Below are 16,354 nucleotides of genomic sequence, written 5' to 3'. Positions count from 1 at the left end.
CTGTCGCCGTAACCGGGGCAATCGGCTTCGTCGGGCTGGTTGTGCCGCATCTGGTGCGCCCGTTCACCGACCGCAGCCCTTCGGCGATCCTGTGGCCCAGCGCCGTCGCCGGGGCCGCCCTGCTGACACTGAGCGACGTTCTGGTGCGCGTTCTGCCGACACCCGAAGAACTGAAGCTGGGCGTCGTGACTGCCTTCCTCGGCGTGCCGGTGTTCCTCGCCCACCTGCTGCGGGAACGGCGGCTATGGTAGAGCTGCAAGCCACCGCTCTTTCGGTGTCGCTCGGTGGCCGCAAGGCGCTGCGCGACGTGACGGTAACGCTCGGCGGCGGGCAACTGGTCGGCATCCTCGGCCCGAACGGCGCTGGAAAATCGACGATGATGCGCGCCCTTGCCGGGCTGCTCAGGCACGAGGGCGATGTGCGGCTGGATGGCCGCCCGATCCCGGCCTGGTCGCGCGACGGGCTCGCGCGGATACTGTCGTTCCTGCCGCAGGGGCAGACGCTGCACTGGCCGCTCAGCGTCGAGCGATTGGTGGGCCTTGGCCGGTTGCCCCATCTTGCCCCGCTTTCCCGCATCACCGACGCCGACCGCGCCGCGATCGAGCGGGCGATGCAGCGCACCGACATCGCCGACCTTGCCCGGCGCACGGCGACGGAACTGTCGGGCGGCGAACGCGCGCGGGCTTTGCTTGCCCGCGCACTGGCGGTCGAGGCGCCGGTGCTGCTGGTGGACGAGCCGCTGGCAAGCCTAGATCCTGCCCACCAGATCGCCGGAATGGACATCCTGCGCGACGAAGCCCGGCGCGGCGCGCTGGTGGTGGCGGTGCTGCACGATCTTGGCCTCGCCTATCGCACCTGCGACCGCATCCTGCTGCTGGACCACGGCGCGCTGGTTGCCGACGGTGCGCCCGATCAGGTGCTGACGGCAGAAAACCTAGGCCGGGTCTATGGTGTGACAGCGCATTTCGGGCCACCAGGATCGCGCATTCTTGTGCCGCTCGATCGAGTGGCGGATGGCCAGGATCGATCGGACGGAACAACCATGACCGGAGACAGGCCATGACCTGGTGGACGCCAGACCATACCCACGACGCAAAGGCCCGATGCTGGGTGGAGGGCGCCGATGGCCACCCCATGTTCCCGGTGCAGAACCTGCCGCTGGGGCTGTTCTCCGACGGCGACTCCGGCCCCCGCACAGGCGTCGCGATCGGCAACCATGTGTTCGATCTTGCCGGCGCGGCCGGGGCGGGCCTGCTGCCGGGCCTCGACTGGCTGGCAGACCTGTGCTCCGAACGGCTGAACGAACTGCTGGCGCTTGGCCGTGAAGCGCGTGTCGCCGTGCGCCATGCACTGTTCGATCTGCTGACCGATCCCGGCAAGGCGCAGGCCGCGCAGCCCTTTCTGGTGCCGGCTGCGCACGCCGACATGCACATGCCGTGCGAAATCGGCGACTACACCGACTTTTTCGCCGGCATCCATCACGCAACCAAGGCCGGGCGCCTGTTCCGCCCGGACGCGCCGCTGCCGCCCAATTACCGGCACATGCCGATCGGCTATCACGGGCGGGCGTCCTCGGTCGTGCCTTCGGGCACCCCGATCCGCCGTCCGCACGGGCAATCACCGGGAGAGAACGGCCCGCAGTTCGGTCCCTGCCAGTGGCTCGACTTCGAGCTGGAACTGGGGGTCTGGATGGGGCCGGGCAACCAGCAGGGCACGCCGGTCGCGATTGCCGATGCGCACGAACAGATCGCCGGATTCTGCCTGTTGAACGACTGGTCGGCGCGCGACGTGCAGGCGTGGGAATCGCAGCCGCTGGGGCCGTTTCTGGCGAAGAACTTCGCCACCACGATCAGCCCGTGGATCATCACGCCGGAAGCGATGGCGCCGTTTCGCGGTCCCGCCATGCCTCGCGGTGCCGACGATCCCACCCTGCTGCCATATCTGCGCAACGCAGACGATCAGGCGTTCGGCGGGTTGCGGCTGTCGCTGGAGGTGTTCCTGCAAACCCGCGCCATGCGCGACGCCGGCCTTCCCGAAGCCCGGCTGGCACAGGCGAACTCCGCCGACCTCTGGTGGACCGTCCAGCAGATGGTTGCGCATCACAGCGCCGGCGGCTGCAACCTCCGCCCCGGAGATCTGTTCGGCACCGGCACCATTTCCGGCGAGGCCGACGGAACCGAAGGGTCGCTCCTAGAACTGACGCAGGCCGGCAGAAAGCCGATCACGCTCGCGAACGGAGAGCAGCGCCGGTTCCTTGCAGCGGGCGACGTGGTGCGTATCGCAGCCGTTGCCGCCGCGCCCGGATTCGCTTCAATCGGCTTCGGGGAATGTTCGGGCGAGATCATCGATTGACAGCAGGCACTTGACCAAGATCAAGACAGTGTTTTCAATATGGCTTTTCATGGGCTAGGCTCCATATTGGCAACAGGAGGTCGCGATGAAGTCGATTCTGCTCCACGTCGGCGACGACGAACATTTTGAATCCCGGCTGCAAGGCGCGCTCGATCTGGCGCGTTATGTCAACGGCCATCTCGAATGCCTGCAGACAAGGCGGGTGCCGGCGTTCCTCGGCGCGGATGCGGCCGGTTTTGCCGGCAGCGCCGCAATGGTCGTGCAGTTGATGGAAGATGAAGCCAAGCTCGCCGAGGCAGAGCGCGACGCACTGACCGCCCGCCTCGACGGCGAGGGTGTGCCATTCAGCTTCGCCGAAGCCATGGGCGAACCGAGGCAGACACTGGTCGACCGTTCGCTCCTGGCCGACGCGATCGTGATGACGCTGCCGCCGCAGAACAACCGGGAACTCGGTCACGCGCTGTCGGCCGTCGTCACTCATGCCGACGCGCCGGTTCTGGCGGTGCCGCACGCACACGCCAGGCTGGAATTCGAAAAGCCGGTGCTGCTGGCATGGAAACCTACCAAGGAAGCCGCGCATGCCGTGAAACGCGCGATACCGCTGCTGCAAAAGGCACCGCGCGTCGACATCCTGACCGTCGACCCAACCGGCGGCGGCGATTTTCCGCCAATGGCCGTCGCTGCCTATCTGTCGCGGCATGGCGTGAAGGCGGATCTGCACGAACGCAACGCGTCCGGCCGTTCCACCTCGGACACGCTGCTGGCGACCGCACGCGAACTCGGCTCGGGGCTGTTGGTGATGGGTGGCTATGGCCGCAGCCGGGCGATGGAATTCCTGATGGGCGGCGTCACCCGTCGCCTGCTCGGCGTCAGCGAAGTCCCGCTGCTGATGGCGCACTGAAAACCAGCCGCCGGCACCACGCAACACGGGTCGACGCGATCAAACGGAGGAGAATGAAATGGTGCGATCGAGAGGACTGCTTGGCCGTGCGGCCGGAACCGCGGCACGGACCGCCATCATCACCAAGACGGCAACCACCGTTGCCGGAAACTCGGCAGCGAAACAGCAGGCGAAGATGCACGCAGCCGAACTGGCGCACGCGGAACAGATGGCTGCTGCTGCGCCAGCGCAAGCCACCCCTGCGGCAACAGGCGGCGAACTGGCCAACGCGCTGCGCAAGCTTGCCGACGCCCATAGCGCCGGCATCCTGACTGACGCCGAATTCACCGCCAAGGTGAAAGAGCGTCTGGCCTGATCGTCAGCAGGCGGGGGCGCATGGGCGCGCCCCGCACTGCACCTAGCCGCCGTAGAAGATGTGATCGCCCAGATCACGCATCTCGAGGATTGCCGCATCCGGCCGACCTTCCGGCGCGTGTTGGACGTGGGCCTTGTCGACCTGCCCCAGAATAACGTGGTGGTCGCCGATCTCGACCACCTGCACCACGTGGCACTCGACCGCCACGAACGCATTGTCCAGCACTGGTGCGCCGTTCTCTCCCGCGTGATACGGCTCGCCTGAAATCAGTCCACCCTCGTCTTTCGCCTGCTTGAAGAAGGTAAAGGCAACGCCCTGCTGGCCCTTGCCCAGCATGTTCAACACGAAGCGGCCGCTGGCGCGGGTTGCCGCGTAAATCCCGGAATCGACCTTCACCCCAATCGCCACAAGAGGTGGCACAAAGGCAGTCTGTGTCACCCAGTTGACGGTCGAGGCATGCAAATCCCCGTCCGGCCCCTTGGCCGTCATCACATAGATCCCATAGGGAATCGCCCTGAGCGCGGTCTTTCGATCTGCATCTTCCATGGCGCCCTGCCTTTCCTGCCTGCCCGATCAAACTGAAGAGTCATTGTTTCCGTTTCAGCGGAATGCTGCAAGGGGTAGCACCGCGCAAAAAAAGGGCGGGCGCAGCCGAAGCCGCGCCCGCCCTGTCCAACCCTTGTAAAAAATCAGGCTGCGTCGGCTTCTGCCGCCACCACCGGGCCGGAATCCTGCCCCTTGGCGCTGACGTCGCGCTCGACGAATTCAATGACCGCCATCGCCGCCTGATCGGACGCGCGGAAACCGGCCTTCAGCACCCGCACATAACCGCCCTGGCGGTTGGCGTAGCGCGGCGCAATCACGTCGAACAGCTTCACCAGTTGCGCGTCGTCCTGCAGCCGGGCGTGCGCCAGACGGCGATTGGAAAGGCCGCCCTTCTTGGCAAGCGTCACCAGCTTCTCGACATAGGGGCGCAGCTCCTTTGCCTTCGGCAGTGTCGTCGTAATCTGTTCGTGCTTGATAAGGCTGGCCGACATGTTCTTCAGCATCGCCATGCGATGTTCGGTAGTCCGGCCGAGTTTGCGATGTGCAACCTTATGACGCATTTTCCATTCTCCGTTCGTAAAGGGGCCGTCCAAGGTACCCCAGTCCGCGCTTCATTGGCCCGAAGCGCACCGGGCGTTCCGGGGCAGCGCCAGCGCCGCCCCGTTCGTCAGTCTCAGAATTCCTGTTCGAGGCGCTTTGCCAGATCCTCGATGTTCTCGGGCGGCCATCCGGGGATGTCCATCCCAAGCCGCAGACCCATTGCTGCCAGGACTTCCTTGATTTCGTTCAACGACTTGCGGCCGAAGTTCGGAGTCCGCAGCATCTCCGGCTCACTCTTCTGCACAAGATCACCGATGTAGATGATGTTGTCGTTCTTCAGGCAGTTCGCCGAACGCACCGACAATTCCAGCTCGTCGACCTTCTTCAGCAGGTTGCGGTTCATCGACACGTCGGTCGGCTCGTCCGCAGGCGCGCCGACGACAGGCGCCTGCGCAACCGGGCGGGCTGCCGGCTCGTCGAAGTTGATGAACAGTTGCAACTGGTCCTGCAGAATGCGCGCCGCATAGGCGACCGCATCGTCGGCCGTCATCGAACCGTCGGTTTCAACCGTCAGCGACAGGCGGTCATAATCAAGATCCTGTCCGACGCGGGTCGGGTCGACCTTGTAGGCCACCTGACGCACCGGCGAATACAGCGCATCGACCGGAATCAGGCCGATGGGCGCATCTGCAGGGCGGTTCTGCGCTGCCGGCACATAGCCCTTGCCGGCCTGCACCGTCAGTTCCATGTTCAAGGTCGCGCCTTCGTCCAGCGTGCAGATCACCAGATCGGGATTGGAGATCTCGATATCGCCCGTCACCGTGATCTGGCCGGCGGTCACTTCGCCGGGGCCGGACGCCGAAAGCATCAGGCGCTTGGGCTGGTCGCCCTGCATCTTGACGACGATCTGCTTCACATTGAGCACAATGTCGGTGACATCCTCACGGACGCCCGCCAACGACGAAAACTCGTGCAACGCTCCGTCGATGCGGATCGCGGTCACCGCCGCGCCCTGCAGGCTCGACAGCAGCACCCGCCGCAGCGCGTTGCCAAGGGTGAGGCCGTAACCACGCTCGAGCGGCTCGGCCACGAACACCTGCCGTGCAGGATTCGTGCCGGGCTTCACGACCAGCGCGTTCGGCTTCTTCAGTTCCTGCCAGTTCTTCGCATAGGCTGCTGACACGTTCATTTCACCTCTACCATTGCGGCTTGCCCTCGACCGGTCTCGGGCGCGCCGCCAGTTTCGTGCCTACATCGGCACACCGCATGGCGTGCCTGCCGGACGGGCCATCGCGGCCAGCCCGGCAACCCATCGTCAGACCCGACGGCGCTTCGGCGGCCGCACACCGTTGTGCGGGATCGAAGTCACATCGCGGATGGACGTGATCTGGAAACCCACCGCCTGAAGCGCGCGCAGGGCGGACTCGCGTCCGGAACCCGGCCCCTTCACCTCGACTTCGAGAGTGCGGACGCCATGTTCCGCCGCCTTCTTGCCGGCGTCCTCGGCAGCAACCTGCGCCGCATAAGGCGTCGACTTGCGGCTGCCCTTGAAGCCCATGGTGCCTGCCGACGACCAGGCAATCGCGTTGCCCTGCGCGTCGGTGATGGTGATCATGGTGTTGTTGAAGCTGGCGTTCACATGCGCGACGCCTGCCGAGATGTTCTTGCGCTCGCGGCGCTTCAGCCTTTCGGGTGCGCGTGCCATTACTTCTTCTTCCCTGCGATCGGCTTGGCCTTACCCTTGCGGGTGCGGGCGTTGGTGTGGGTGCGCTGGCCGCGAACGGGCAGGCCCTTGCGGTGCCGCAGGCCACGGTAGCAGGCCAGATCCATCAGGCGCTTGATGCTCATCGCCGTATCACGACGAAGGTCGCCTTCGACGACATAATCGCGATCGATGGTTTCGCGGATCTGCAGAATTTCGGCGTCCGTAAGGTCCTGCACGCGGCGTTCGGCCGGGAAGCCGAGCTTGGTCGTGATTTCCTTGGCGCGCGTGCGCCCGATGCCATGAATATAGGTCAGCGCGATCTCGACGCGCTTGTTGGTGGGGATGTTCACCCCTGCGATACGTGCCACAAACTACTCCTGCTCCACAGGGCGCCTTGGGCCGGGCACCCCATCTCGTTGCGTGCCGAACACCGCCCCACACAAAGCAGCCGCCTTGCCGGACAAGTCCGGTGGCAAAAAGCTCCGTGCGCGCGGGAATCGGAAGCAGCGTGGCTATCGGCCCCGCCCGCCATTGTCAAGTGCCGCAGCGCCGGAATCTGCTTCTGTCAACCATGATTCCAGCAACACGGCTGACTTGGTCAGCGCCCGTCCAGAATCGCGGAGATCGCCCGGCTGACGCTGTCCATGTCGGCCATGCCGTCCACCTGGCGCAGCAGCCCCCGCGCAGCATAGATCGGCAGGATAGGCGCCGTCTTGCCACGATATTCGGCCATGCGCGTGCGCACCGTTTCCGCATTGTCGTCGGGCCGACGACGGAACTCCGTCCCGCCACAGCGATCGCAGACACCGGCAACACGCGGCTGCTTGTGCCGATCATGATAGCCTTCGCCGCAAGCGGCACAGGTGTAGCGGCCGGTGATGCGGTCGACCAGCGCGTCCTCGTCGACGGCCAGTTCGATCACATAACCCAGTCGGCGGCCGCGCGCCTCCAGCAGTTGATCCAGCAGCTCGGCCTGCCTTGGTGTGCGCGGGTAGCCATCGAAAATGACGCCCTTCTCCAGCGGAATGCCATCCAGATGCTCGCCCAGAATCTCGGCCATCAGTTCGTCCGGGAACAGCTTCCCGGCCTTCATGATTTCATCGGCCATGCGCCCGACTTCGGTGCCGGCCTTAACGGCTGCGCGCAGGATATCGCCCGTCGAGAGCTGGACCATGCCGCGCTCGGCTACCAGCTTTTGCGCCTGCGTTCCCTTGCCCGCCCCCGGAGGACCCAGCAGAATAATGTTCACGGCCCCCGCCCCAGATGTCGTCAACGCCGCCCTCCGGTCTTCAGTTTCGCTTTCTTGATCAGGCCTTCATACTGGTGCGCCAGCAGGTGGCCCTGAATCTGCGCCACAGTGTCGATCGTCACGTTGACGACGATCAGCAGCGAGGTTCCGCCCAGATAAAACGGCACCGCCATCCGCGCGATCAGGAATTCCGGCAGCAGACAGACCAGCGTCAGGTAGGCAGCGCCCACCACCGTGATCCGGGTCAGCACATAATCCAGATAGATCGCCGTCTTTTCGCCGGGGCGGATGCCCGGAACGAAGCCGCCATAGCGCTTCAGGTTGTCGGCGGTTTCTTCCGGGTTGAAGACCACGGCCGTGTAGAAGAAGCTGAAGAAGATGATCCCGGCGGCATACAGCAGCATGTAAAGCGGCGCGCCGTGCTGTAGCGCGGTGGTCACCGTCAGCATCCATTCCGGGCCGCCTTCCTGCCCGAGGAATTGTGCGATGGTAAGCGGCAGCAGCAGCACCGACGATGCAAAGATCGGTGGGATGACGTTCGCGGTGTTCAGCTTCAGCGGCAGGTGCGAACTGTCGCCCTGGAACAGCCGGTTGCCGACCTGTCGCTTCGGATACTGGATCGGAATGCGGCGCTGCGCGGTTTCCATCAGGCAGATCACCGCAACGACAGCCAGCGCCATGATTACGATGATCAGGATGAAGCCCGCCGACACGGCGCCGGTGCGACCCTGTTCAAGCAGGCCGCCGATCGCCGTCGGCACCTGCGCGACAATGCCCGCCATGATGATCAGCGAAATGCCGTTGCCGATGCCACGACTGGTGATCTGCTCGCCCAGCCACATCAGGAACATCGTGCCGCCAAGCAGGGTGATGATCGTCGAAATGCGGAAGAACCAGCCCGGATCGATCACGGCCGACATGCCGGACGATGCGCCCCAGCTTTCCAGCCCGACGGCGATGCCATAGCCTTGGAAGATGGTCAGCGCCACAGTGCCGAACCGCGTATACTGGTTCAGCTTCTTGCGACCGCTCTCGCCTTCCTTCTTCAGCGCCTTCCATGGCTCGTAGATCGAGCCCATGAGCTGCACCACGATCGAGGCGGTGATGTAGGGCATGATGCCGAGCGCAATGATCGACATCCGCTCGAGTGCGCCGCCCGAGAACATGTTGACGAAATCGAGCATGCCGCCCGAGGTCTGCCGGAACAGTTGCGACAGCGCCTGCGGGTCGATCCCCGGCAGCGGCACGAACGAACACAGCCGGAACACGACAAGAGCGCCCACGGTGAACCACAGGCGCTTCTTGAGATCTGCCGCCTTGGAAAAATTGGCGAAGCTCAGGCTTTGGGCAGCTTTATCGGCGGCAGTCGCCATCGTCTCATCCTAACAGGGGCGGTGCCGAAGGACCGGGCGGCGCCACATCAGTGGGCTGATGTAGGCGCTGCGCCCGCACAAGGGAAGCCCGACGGCCCGCAAACGGGGCTCAGGCTTCTGCTGCAGCCTTCACGGCAGGCAGCGTCACCTTGCCGCCGGCGGCTTCGACGGCCGCCTGCGCCGACTTGGTGACACCTGCGACATGGATGTCGAGCTTTGCCTTCAGTTCGCCCTTGCCAAGAAGGCGGACGCCATCCTTGGGCTGCGTGACGAGGCCGGCCGCCTGCAGCGCCGCCAGATCGACCACGGCCTTCGCATCGAGGCGGCCGGCGTCGACTGCCCGCTGGAGGGCGCCGATGTTGACTTCGCTATACTCGCGCCGGTTCGGCTTGTTGAAGCCGCGCTTCGGCAGCCGCATGTGCAGCGGCATCTGCCCGCCTTCGAAGCCGAAGATGGAAACGCCCGAGCGGCTGGTCTGGCCCTTCTGGCCGCGACCGCTGGTCTTGCCAACGCCGGAACCAATACCACGGCCCACACGCACCCGGCCCTTGCGGGCACCGGCATTGTCACGAATATCGTTCAGTTTCATGTTATTGCACTCGCTTTCGCTTGTTTCGCGCCATTTCCCCGGCAGAACCGGGGCAAGTGAAAGGCTCAGCCTTCCACCTTCACCATATGCTTCACCTTGGCGATCATGCCGCGCACCTCGGGGGTGTCCTGCAATTCACGCGTCCGGTTGATCTTGTTAAGCCCCAGCCCGACCAGCGTCGCGCGCTGGTCCTTGGTGCGGCGGATCGGCGAGCCGGTCTGCGTCACCTTGATCGTCGCGGCTTCAGCCTTCTTCTTGGCAGCCATTGCTCAGTCTCCTCAGGCGACTACTGCGTCGGCGTCGGCCTGCGCCTGCGCCGGCGAGATATCGCCACGACGCGCCAGCAGGTCGGCAACCTTCTTGCCGCGCCGCTGGGCAACCGACCTTGGCGAGGTCTGGCCTTCGAGCGCGGCAAACGTCGCACGCACCATGTTGTAGGGGTTGTTCGATCCGGTCGACTTCGAAACCACGTCGGCAACGCCGAGGCTTTCGAAGACTGCCCGCATCGGACCACCGGCGATGATGCCGGTTCCGGGCGTAGCCGACCGGACGTGCACCTTGCCGGCACCGAAATGGCCGAAGCCGTCGTGGTGCAGGGTACGGCCTTCACGCAGCGGCACGCGAACCATCGCCTTCTTGGCGGCGGCGGTCGCCTTGGAAATGGCTTCCGGCACTTCACGCGCCTTGCCATGACCGAAGCCGACACGGCCCTTGCCGTCGCCGACGACCACAAGCGCTGCAAAGCCGAAGCGCTTGCCGCCCTTCACGGTCTTCGAGACGCGGTTAATGTGCACCAGCTTCTCGATCAGTTCCTGGCCTTCTTCGCCGTCGGCCGCGCGCGGCTCCCGACGGCGCCGATCGCCATCACGTCCGCCGCGTTCGCCGCCACGGCCACGCCCGGCGCCGCCGCCACGGCCACGACCACGACGTTCTTCCTGGCCACCGGCTGCGGCCGGCACTTCGGTTTCGATAACTTCGTCAGCCATCTTCAGAACTCCAGTCCGCCCTCACGGGCGGCATCGGCCAGCGCCTTCACACGGCCATGAAACAGGAAGCCGCCACGGTCGAACACGACCTTGGAGACGCCGGCAGCCTTTGCGCGCTCGGCCAGCAGCTTGCCGACGCTCGCTGCGGCGGAGACAGTCGCGCCGGTTCCCGAAAAGTCCTTTTCGAGCGTCGAAGCGGCGGCCAGCGTGCGGCCGGCGGAATCGTCGATCACCTGCGCATAAATGTGCTGGCCCGAACGATGCACCGAAAGCCGCGGCTTGCCGCCGGCGCGGGCACGAAGCACCGTGCGCACGCGGCGCCGGCGGGCTTCGAAGAGGGAGAGATGCTTCACCATTACTTCTTCTTCCCTTCCTTGCGGAAGATGAACTCGCCGCGGTACTTGATACCCTTGCCCTTGTAAGGCTCGGGCTTGCGCCAGCGCCGGATCTCTGCGGCGACCTGCCCGACCTGCTGCCGGCTGGAACCGCTGATTTCGACGGTGGTCTGGTCCGGCGTCTTGATGGTGATCCCTTCGGGGATCGCATACTCGACGTCGTGGCTGTAACCAAGTTGCAGCTTCAGCACCTTCCCCTGCACCGACGCACGGTAACCGACGCCGGTGATCTCGAGGATCTTGGTGAAACCGTCCGAGACGCCGACAACCAGGTTCGAGACCATCGTGCGCTGCATGCCCCAGAAGGCACGGGCGCGGCGGGTGTCGTTCGCCGGGTTGACGCGGATCTCGCCGCCTTCGATCGCGTAGGCGATGTCGTCGACGAGCGGCATGGAGAGTGCCCCCTTGGGGCCCTTCACCTCGATGATTCCGCCGTTGATCGATGCCTGCACGCCGGCAGGAATGGATACGGGCTTCTTACCGATGCGGCTCATGATCAGAACACCTGGCAGAGGACTTCGCCGCCGACGTTCTCGTGGCGCGCTTCCGCGTCAGAGAGAACGCCCCTCGGCGTCGAAACGATGGTGATACCGAGGCCGTTCTTGACCCGCGGCAGCTCCTGTGCACCGGCATAGACCCGACGGCCCGGCTTCGACACGCGCGAGACGTGCTGGATCGCCGGCTGGCCTTCGAAATACTTCAGCTCGATACGGATGGTCGGCGTCGGCCCACCGGTTTCCTCGGCGGAATAGCCACGGATGTAGCCTTCCCGCTGCAGCACATCGAGCACGCTCGCGCGCAGGCGGGACGCCGGGGTCAGCACACTGTCCTTGCGGGCAGACTGGCCGTTGCGAATGCGGGTGAGCATATCACCCAAGGGATCGGTCATATTCATATCAGCCAGCCCTTACCAGCTCGACTTCGTAACGCCGGGGATCAGGCCCTTGTTGGCCAGTTCCCGAAGCATCACTCGCGAGAGCTTGAACTTGCGGTAATAGGCGCGGCTGCGCCCGGTCAGCTCGCAACGGTTGCGCACCCGCGTCGGGTTCGCGTTGCGCGGCAGTTCCGCCATCTTCAGGCGCGCCATCAGGCGCTCGCCTTCGTCGCGGCTTTCATCGTTCGCGATCGCCTTCAGCTTCTCGAACTTCGCCGCATACTGCTTCACCAGCGCCTTCCGACGCTCGTTCTTGTTCACAGAACTCAGTTTCGCCATGACTTAAGTTCCCCCCGTCTCAGGCCGCTGCCTGTTGGCGCGCTTCGGCGTCGCCAACGAACGGCATTCCGAAATGACGCAGAAGCGCGCGCGCCTCGTCGTCGGTTCCGGCGGTGGTGGTAATGATGATGTCCATTCCGCGGATCTTGTCGATCTTGTCGTACGACACTTCCGGGAACACGATCTGTTCCTTCAGGCCCATCGCATAGTTGCCACGGCCGTCGAAGCTCTTCGGGTTCACGCCCCGGAAGTCCTTCACGCGCGGCAGGGCGATGGTGATCAGGCGATCGAGGAACTCGAACATGCGATCACTGCGCAGGGTGACCTTGCAGCCGATCGGCATGCCTTCACGCAGCTTGAACTGCGCGATCGACTTCTTCGCCCGGGTCACGACAGGCTTCTGGCCGGCAATCGCCATCATTTCGGCGGCTGCAACCTCGACCTTCTTCTTGTCCTGGGTCGCTTCACCGACGCCCATGTTGATCACGATCTTCTCGATCTTCGGAACCTGCATCGGGTTCTGATACCCGAACTGCTCGGTCATCGCCGCCTTGATGCGCTCCTCATAGAGCTTCTGCATCCGCGGCTTCACACGCTGTTCAGCCATTGAGCACCTCACCCGAGCCCTTCAGGACCCGAACCTTCTTGCCGTCACGCACCTCGAAGCCGACACGGGCGGGTTTGCCCGTTTTCGGATCGCGGATAGCGACGTTCGAAACATCGATCGCAGCTTCTCGCCGCTGGATACCGCCCTCGGGGTCGGCCTGGGTCGGCTTGGTGTGCCGGGCGATCATGTTGACGCCGGCCACGACGACCTTGCCTTCCTTCGGCAGCGACTTCACCACATCGCCTTCCCGGCCCTTGTCCTTGCCGGCAAGAACGATGACGCGGTCACCCTTCCTGATCTTCGCCATCGACATCACAGCACCTCCGGCGCGAGCGAAATGATCTTCATGTGGCCGGTCGAGCGCAGTTCACGCACGACTGGGCCGAAGATACGGGTTCCGATCGGCTCTTCGTTCTTGTTGATCAGCACGGCGGCATTGCCGTCGAAGCGGATCACCGAACCGTCCGGGCGACGGATGTCCTTGGCGGTGCGAACGACGACAGCGCGATGCACGTCCCCCTTCTTCACCCGGCCCTTGGGAGCCGCATCCTTCACCGAAACGACGATCACATCGCCGACGCCGGCAAAGCGCCGCTTGGAGCCGCCCAGCACCTTGATGCACATCACTTCACGTGCGCCCGAATTGTCCGCGACATCGAGCCTGGTCTGCATCTGAATCATGTCAGGCCGCCTTTCCGTCGGCGCTGGTCGCGTCGACCTTGCCGATCACGCGCCACGTCTTCAGCTTCGAGACCGGCGCACATTCCTCGATGCGAACGATGTCGCCTTCACGCATGGCGTTGGCTTCATCGTGGGCATGATACTTCTTCGAACGACGGATGATCTTGCCATACAGCGGGTGCGCAACCTTGCGCTCCACCAGCACCACCACCGTCTTGTCCGTCTTGTCGGAGACCACCGTCCCCTGCAGCACGCGCTTGGGCATGGTTTCCTCCTTACGCCTTCGCCGCCTGCGCGTTGGCGCGGGCGTTCTGTTCGGTCTGGATGCGCGCGATGCTCCGGCGCACTTCGCGCACCCGGCTCGGCTTTTCCAGTTGGTTGGTCGCCGCCTGGAAGCGCAGATTGAGCTGTTCGCGCTTCAGCGCCGACAGATCGCCGGCAAGGTCCGCGTCCGAGCTCTGCTTATAGTCTGGCTTGGCCATGGCTTAGTCCTTCTTCTCGCCGAGGCGGGTCACCATCTTCACCTTGATGGGAAGCTTGGCAGCGGCGCGTTCAAAGGCGCCTGCGGCCACTTCGTGGCTCACACCGTCGATCTCGAACATGATGCGGCCCGGCTTCACCCGCGCGGCCCAATATTCCGGCGAGCCCTTGCCCGAGCCCATCCGCACTTCGGCGGGCTTCGACGACACCGGCACGTCCGGGAAGATACGGATCCACAAACGCCCCTGGCGCTTCATGTGGCGGGTGATTGCGCGGCGCGCGCTCTCGATCTGGCGCGCGGTAATGCGTTCCGGCGCGAGGGCCTTCAGGCCGAAGGCGCCGAAGTTCAGCGCGGTTCCGCCCTTGGCATCGCCGTGAATGCGGCCCTTGAAGGCCTTGCGGAACTTTGTCCGTTTGGGTTGCAGCATTTTCTTTCGCCTTCAGACAGGGAATGAGCCCCCGATAAGGCGACGCTTATGAAGCGTCGCTTATCGGGCGGGCCGCACGCCCGACGTTTGGGATTCCATCATCAGCCGATCCTGCGCCATCGGGTCGTGGCCAAGGATCTCGCCCTTGTACACCCAGACCTTGATCCCGCAGACGCCGTAGGCCGTGTGGGCCTGGGCTTCGGCATAATCGACGTTGGCGCGCAGCGTGTGCAGCGGCACCTTGCCTTCGCGATAGGTTTCCGATCGCGCAATCTCGGCGCCGCCGAGACGGCCGCCGCAGGTTATCTTGATGCCTTCGGCGCCAAGCCGCTGGGCCGACTGCACCGCGCGCTTCATCGCCCGGCGGAACGCAACGCGGCGTTCGAGCTGGTCGGCAATGCCTTGCGCGATGAGGCGGGCATCGATTTCCGGTTTGCGGATTTCGACGATGTTGAGCGAGACTTCGCTCTTCGTCATCCGGCCGATCGCCTGCTTCAGCTTCTCGATGTCGGCGCCCTTCTTGCCGATGATCACACCGGGACGGGCAGCATAGATCGAAACGCGGCAGAGCTTCGCCGGACGCTCGATCACCACCTTCGAGATCGCCGCCTGCGGGTGCGTCTTCAGCACATACTGGCGGATCTTCAGGTCTTCGAGCAGCAATCGGCCATAGTCGTCGCCAGCGGCATACCAGCGGCTGTCCCATGTCCGGTTGATTTGCAGGCGAAGCCCGACGGGAGAGGATTTCTGACCCATATTACGCGTCCTGCCCTTCCGTCACGTCACGTTCCTGCACCACGATCCGAAGCCGCGAGAACGGCTTCACGATCCGCGACGAACGACCGCGCGCACGGGTCGCAAACCGCTTCATGGAAATCGACTTGCCTACCGAAGCTTCCTTCACCCACAGCCGGTCGACATCCAGATTGTGGTTGTTTTCCGCGTTGGCGATCGCCGACTGCAGGCACTTCTTCACGTCAACGGCCATCGCCTTCGACGAGAAGGTCAGCGCGTTCACGGCTTCTTCGGCGTTCTTGCCACGGATCAGACCGGCGACGAGGTTCAGCTTGTAGGGGCTGCCACGCACGGTTGTCGCAACGGCGAGCGCCTCGCGCTCACCCACCTTGCGGGGTGCTACTGGTTTCGACATCTCGGGCCTACCTCTTCGACTTCTTGTCGGCCGCGTGACCGGGGAAAGTGCGCGTCGGCGCAAACTCGCCCAGCTTCATGCCGACCATTTCTTCCGACACCGACACCGGCACGAACTTCTTGCCGTTGTACACGTTGAACGTGTGGCCAACGAACTGCGGCAGGATGGTGGAGCGGCGCGACCAGGTCTTGATCGGCCCGCGGGCACCGGCTTCCACCTTCTTCAGCAGGCTCAGTTCTACGAACGGGCCCTTCCAGACGGAACGTGCCATCGCTTACCTCTTCTTCTTCGCGTGCCGCGAACGGATGATCATCTTGTCCGTCGCCTTGTTCGACCGGGTCTTGGCCCCCTTCGTCGGCTTGCCCCACGGCGTCACCGGATGGCGACCACCAGAGGTCCGGCCTTCACCACCGCCATGCGGGTGGTCGACCGGGTTCTTGGCAACACCACGCGTAAGCGGGCGGATGCCGAGCCAGCGGTTGCGGCCAGCCTTGGCGAGGTTCTGGTTCGAGTTGTCCGGGTTGGACACCGCACCGACCGTCGCCATGCACTCCGAGCGCACATAACGCTGCTCGCCCGAGTTGAGCCGGATGATGACCATGCCGCGGTCACGGCCAACGACCTGGATGAAGGTGCCGGCGGCACGGGCGAGCTGCCCACCCTTGCCGGGCTTCAGTTCGACGTTGTGGACGATGGTGCCGACCGGCATCTGCCCGATCTCCATCGCATTGCCTGGCTTCACGTCGACCTTCTTGCCGGCGACCACCTGGTCGCCCGGCGCGAGCCGTTGCGGAGCAAGAATGT

General features: G+C 64.5%; 29 protein-coding genes. 5 read left to right on the top strand and 24 right to left on the bottom strand.

Going from position 1 to position 16,354, the window contains the following annotated elements; all coding sequences use genetic code 11:
• The 5 genes from AC16JP_RS04125 to AC16JP_RS04105 all read left to right on the top strand — a co-directional run.
• The coding region (locus AC16JP_RS04125) for an iron chelate uptake ABC transporter family permease subunit (RefSeq protein WP_484339335.1) at positions 1 to 251 on the top strand (251 nt) is incomplete at its 5' end.
• Positions 245 to 1,063 (top strand): ABC transporter ATP-binding protein, encoded by an 819-nt coding sequence (locus AC16JP_RS04120; RefSeq protein WP_484339334.1) that lies wholly within the window; start codon positions 245 to 247, stop codon positions 1,061 to 1,063. The genes AC16JP_RS04125 and AC16JP_RS04120, both read left to right, overlap by 7 nt.
• A complete protein-coding gene (gene fahA, locus AC16JP_RS04115) occupies positions 1,060 to 2,352 on the top strand; it encodes a fumarylacetoacetase (RefSeq protein WP_484339333.1) in 1,293 nt (430 codons plus the stop codon). The genes AC16JP_RS04120 and fahA overlap by 4 nt, the downstream gene beginning before the upstream one ends.
• 85 nt (positions 2,353 to 2,437) lie before the next feature.
• A complete protein-coding gene (locus AC16JP_RS04110) occupies positions 2,438 to 3,253 on the top strand; it encodes a universal stress protein (RefSeq protein ID WP_484339332.1) in 816 nt (271 codons plus the stop codon).
• Positions 3,254 to 3,311: 58 nt separating this feature from the next.
• Positions 3,312 to 3,608 (top strand): hypothetical protein, encoded by a 297-nt coding sequence (locus tag AC16JP_RS04105; RefSeq protein WP_484339331.1) that lies wholly within the window; start codon positions 3,312 to 3,314, stop codon positions 3,606 to 3,608.
• Between the two features lie 42 nt (positions 3,609 to 3,650).
• Here the strand turns inward: AC16JP_RS04105 and AC16JP_RS04100 are convergent, their stop codons facing one another.
• The 24 genes from AC16JP_RS04100 to rplB all read right to left on the bottom strand — a co-directional run.
• On the bottom strand, positions 3,651 to 4,154 hold the full coding sequence (locus AC16JP_RS04100) for a flavin reductase family protein (protein WP_484339330.1): 504 nt from the start codon (positions 4,152 to 4,154) through the stop codon (positions 3,651 to 3,653).
• A 143-nt stretch (positions 4,155 to 4,297) separates the two neighbouring features.
• Positions 4,298 to 4,714, bottom strand: coding sequence for a 50S ribosomal protein L17 (rplQ, locus tag AC16JP_RS04095; RefSeq protein ID WP_484339329.1), 417 nt, complete (start codon positions 4,712 to 4,714; stop codon positions 4,298 to 4,300).
• A 113-nt stretch (positions 4,715 to 4,827) separates the two neighbouring features.
• Entirely contained in the window at positions 4,828 to 5,883 is a 1,056-nt protein-coding gene (locus AC16JP_RS04090; RefSeq protein WP_484339328.1) for a DNA-directed RNA polymerase subunit alpha, read from the bottom strand.
• A gap of 126 nt (positions 5,884 to 6,009) precedes the next feature.
• Entirely contained in the window at positions 6,010 to 6,399 is a 390-nt protein-coding gene (gene rpsK, locus AC16JP_RS04085; RefSeq protein ID WP_484339327.1) for a 30S ribosomal protein S11, read from the bottom strand.
• On the bottom strand, positions 6,399 to 6,767 hold the full coding sequence (gene rpsM, locus AC16JP_RS04080) for a 30S ribosomal protein S13 (protein WP_484339326.1): 369 nt from the start codon (positions 6,765 to 6,767) through the stop codon (positions 6,399 to 6,401). Before rpsM ends, rpsK begins: the two co-directional genes overlap by 1 nt.
• A gap of 230 nt (positions 6,768 to 6,997) precedes the next feature.
• Positions 6,998 to 7,648, bottom strand: coding sequence for an adenylate kinase (locus AC16JP_RS04075; protein WP_484339325.1), 651 nt, complete (start codon positions 7,646 to 7,648; stop codon positions 6,998 to 7,000).
• A gap of 20 nt (positions 7,649 to 7,668) precedes the next feature.
• Positions 7,669 to 9,021 carry a preprotein translocase subunit SecY gene (gene secY / locus AC16JP_RS04070; RefSeq protein ID WP_484339324.1) on the bottom strand — a complete coding sequence of 451 codons (1,353 nt, stop codon included), beginning with the start codon at positions 9,019 to 9,021 and terminating at the stop codon, positions 7,669 to 7,671.
• Between the two features lie 109 nt (positions 9,022 to 9,130).
• Positions 9,131 to 9,610: a 50S ribosomal protein L15 gene (rplO, locus tag AC16JP_RS04065; protein WP_484339323.1), complete on the bottom strand. Its 480-nt coding sequence runs from the start codon at positions 9,608 to 9,610 to the stop codon at positions 9,131 to 9,133.
• A 65-nt stretch (positions 9,611 to 9,675) separates the two neighbouring features.
• Positions 9,676 to 9,876, bottom strand: a complete 201-nt coding sequence (rpmD, locus tag AC16JP_RS04060; RefSeq protein ID WP_484339322.1) for a 50S ribosomal protein L30 — start codon at positions 9,874 to 9,876, stop codon at positions 9,676 to 9,678.
• A gap of 12 nt (positions 9,877 to 9,888) precedes the next feature.
• On the bottom strand, positions 9,889 to 10,596 hold the full coding sequence (rpsE, locus tag AC16JP_RS04055; RefSeq protein WP_484339321.1) for a 30S ribosomal protein S5: 708 nt from the start codon (positions 10,594 to 10,596) through the stop codon (positions 9,889 to 9,891).
• A gap of 2 nt (positions 10,597 to 10,598) precedes the next feature.
• Positions 10,599 to 10,952 (bottom strand): 50S ribosomal protein L18, encoded by a 354-nt coding sequence (rplR, locus tag AC16JP_RS04050; RefSeq protein ID WP_484339320.1) that lies wholly within the window; start codon positions 10,950 to 10,952, stop codon positions 10,599 to 10,601.
• Positions 10,952 to 11,485, bottom strand: a complete 534-nt coding sequence (rplF, locus tag AC16JP_RS04045) for a 50S ribosomal protein L6 (RefSeq protein WP_484339319.1) — start codon at positions 11,483 to 11,485, stop codon at positions 10,952 to 10,954. Before rplF ends, rplR begins: the two co-directional genes overlap by 1 nt.
• 2 nt (positions 11,486 to 11,487) lie before the next feature.
• Positions 11,488 to 11,886 (bottom strand): 30S ribosomal protein S8, encoded by a 399-nt coding sequence (rpsH, locus tag AC16JP_RS04040; RefSeq protein ID WP_484339318.1) that lies wholly within the window; start codon positions 11,884 to 11,886, stop codon positions 11,488 to 11,490.
• Positions 11,887 to 11,898: 12 nt separating this feature from the next.
• The gene (gene rpsN / locus AC16JP_RS04035; protein ID WP_484339317.1) at positions 11,899 to 12,204 is read right to left on the bottom strand and encodes a 30S ribosomal protein S14; all 306 of its coding nucleotides are present in this window, start codon (positions 12,202 to 12,204) and stop codon (positions 11,899 to 11,901) included.
• A gap of 19 nt (positions 12,205 to 12,223) precedes the next feature.
• Entirely contained in the window at positions 12,224 to 12,811 is a 588-nt protein-coding gene (rplE, locus tag AC16JP_RS04030) for a 50S ribosomal protein L5 (RefSeq protein ID WP_484339316.1), read from the bottom strand.
• On the bottom strand, positions 12,804 to 13,124 hold the full coding sequence (gene rplX / locus AC16JP_RS04025; protein WP_484339315.1) for a 50S ribosomal protein L24: 321 nt from the start codon (positions 13,122 to 13,124) through the stop codon (positions 12,804 to 12,806). The genes rplE and rplX overlap by 8 nt, the downstream gene beginning before the upstream one ends.
• Positions 13,124 to 13,492 carry a 50S ribosomal protein L14 gene (gene rplN / locus AC16JP_RS04020; RefSeq protein WP_484339314.1) on the bottom strand — a complete coding sequence of 123 codons (369 nt, stop codon included), beginning with the start codon at positions 13,490 to 13,492 and terminating at the stop codon, positions 13,124 to 13,126. Before rplN ends, rplX begins: the two co-directional genes overlap by 1 nt.
• Before the next feature lies 1 nt (position 13,493).
• Positions 13,494 to 13,757, bottom strand: coding sequence for a 30S ribosomal protein S17 (rpsQ, locus tag AC16JP_RS04015; RefSeq protein ID WP_484339313.1), 264 nt, complete (start codon positions 13,755 to 13,757; stop codon positions 13,494 to 13,496).
• A gap of 10 nt (positions 13,758 to 13,767) precedes the next feature.
• Positions 13,768 to 13,974 (bottom strand): 50S ribosomal protein L29, encoded by a 207-nt coding sequence (rpmC, locus tag AC16JP_RS04010; protein WP_484339312.1) that lies wholly within the window; start codon positions 13,972 to 13,974, stop codon positions 13,768 to 13,770.
• A 3-nt stretch (positions 13,975 to 13,977) separates the two neighbouring features.
• Positions 13,978 to 14,400 (bottom strand): 50S ribosomal protein L16, encoded by a 423-nt coding sequence (gene rplP, locus AC16JP_RS04005; RefSeq protein ID WP_484339311.1) that lies wholly within the window; start codon positions 14,398 to 14,400, stop codon positions 13,978 to 13,980.
• 60 nt (positions 14,401 to 14,460) lie between these two features.
• Positions 14,461 to 15,156 (bottom strand): 30S ribosomal protein S3, encoded by a 696-nt coding sequence (gene rpsC, locus AC16JP_RS04000; protein WP_484339310.1) that lies wholly within the window; start codon positions 15,154 to 15,156, stop codon positions 14,461 to 14,463.
• A gap of 1 nt (position 15,157) precedes the next feature.
• Positions 15,158 to 15,550 carry a 50S ribosomal protein L22 gene (rplV, locus tag AC16JP_RS03995; RefSeq protein WP_484339309.1) on the bottom strand — a complete coding sequence of 131 codons (393 nt, stop codon included), beginning with the start codon at positions 15,548 to 15,550 and terminating at the stop codon, positions 15,158 to 15,160.
• Between the two features lie 7 nt (positions 15,551 to 15,557).
• Positions 15,558 to 15,821 carry a 30S ribosomal protein S19 gene (gene rpsS, locus AC16JP_RS03990; RefSeq protein ID WP_484339308.1) on the bottom strand — a complete coding sequence of 88 codons (264 nt, stop codon included), beginning with the start codon at positions 15,819 to 15,821 and terminating at the stop codon, positions 15,558 to 15,560.
• 3 nt (positions 15,822 to 15,824) lie between these two features.
• On the bottom strand, positions 15,825 to 16,354 hold a 530-nt coding region (gene rplB / locus AC16JP_RS03985; RefSeq protein WP_484339307.1), incomplete at its 5' end, for a 50S ribosomal protein L2.

It is taken from the genome of Sandaracinobacteroides sp., assembly GCF_057137845.1.
This window is presented reverse-complemented; position numbering and strand designations above follow the sequence as displayed.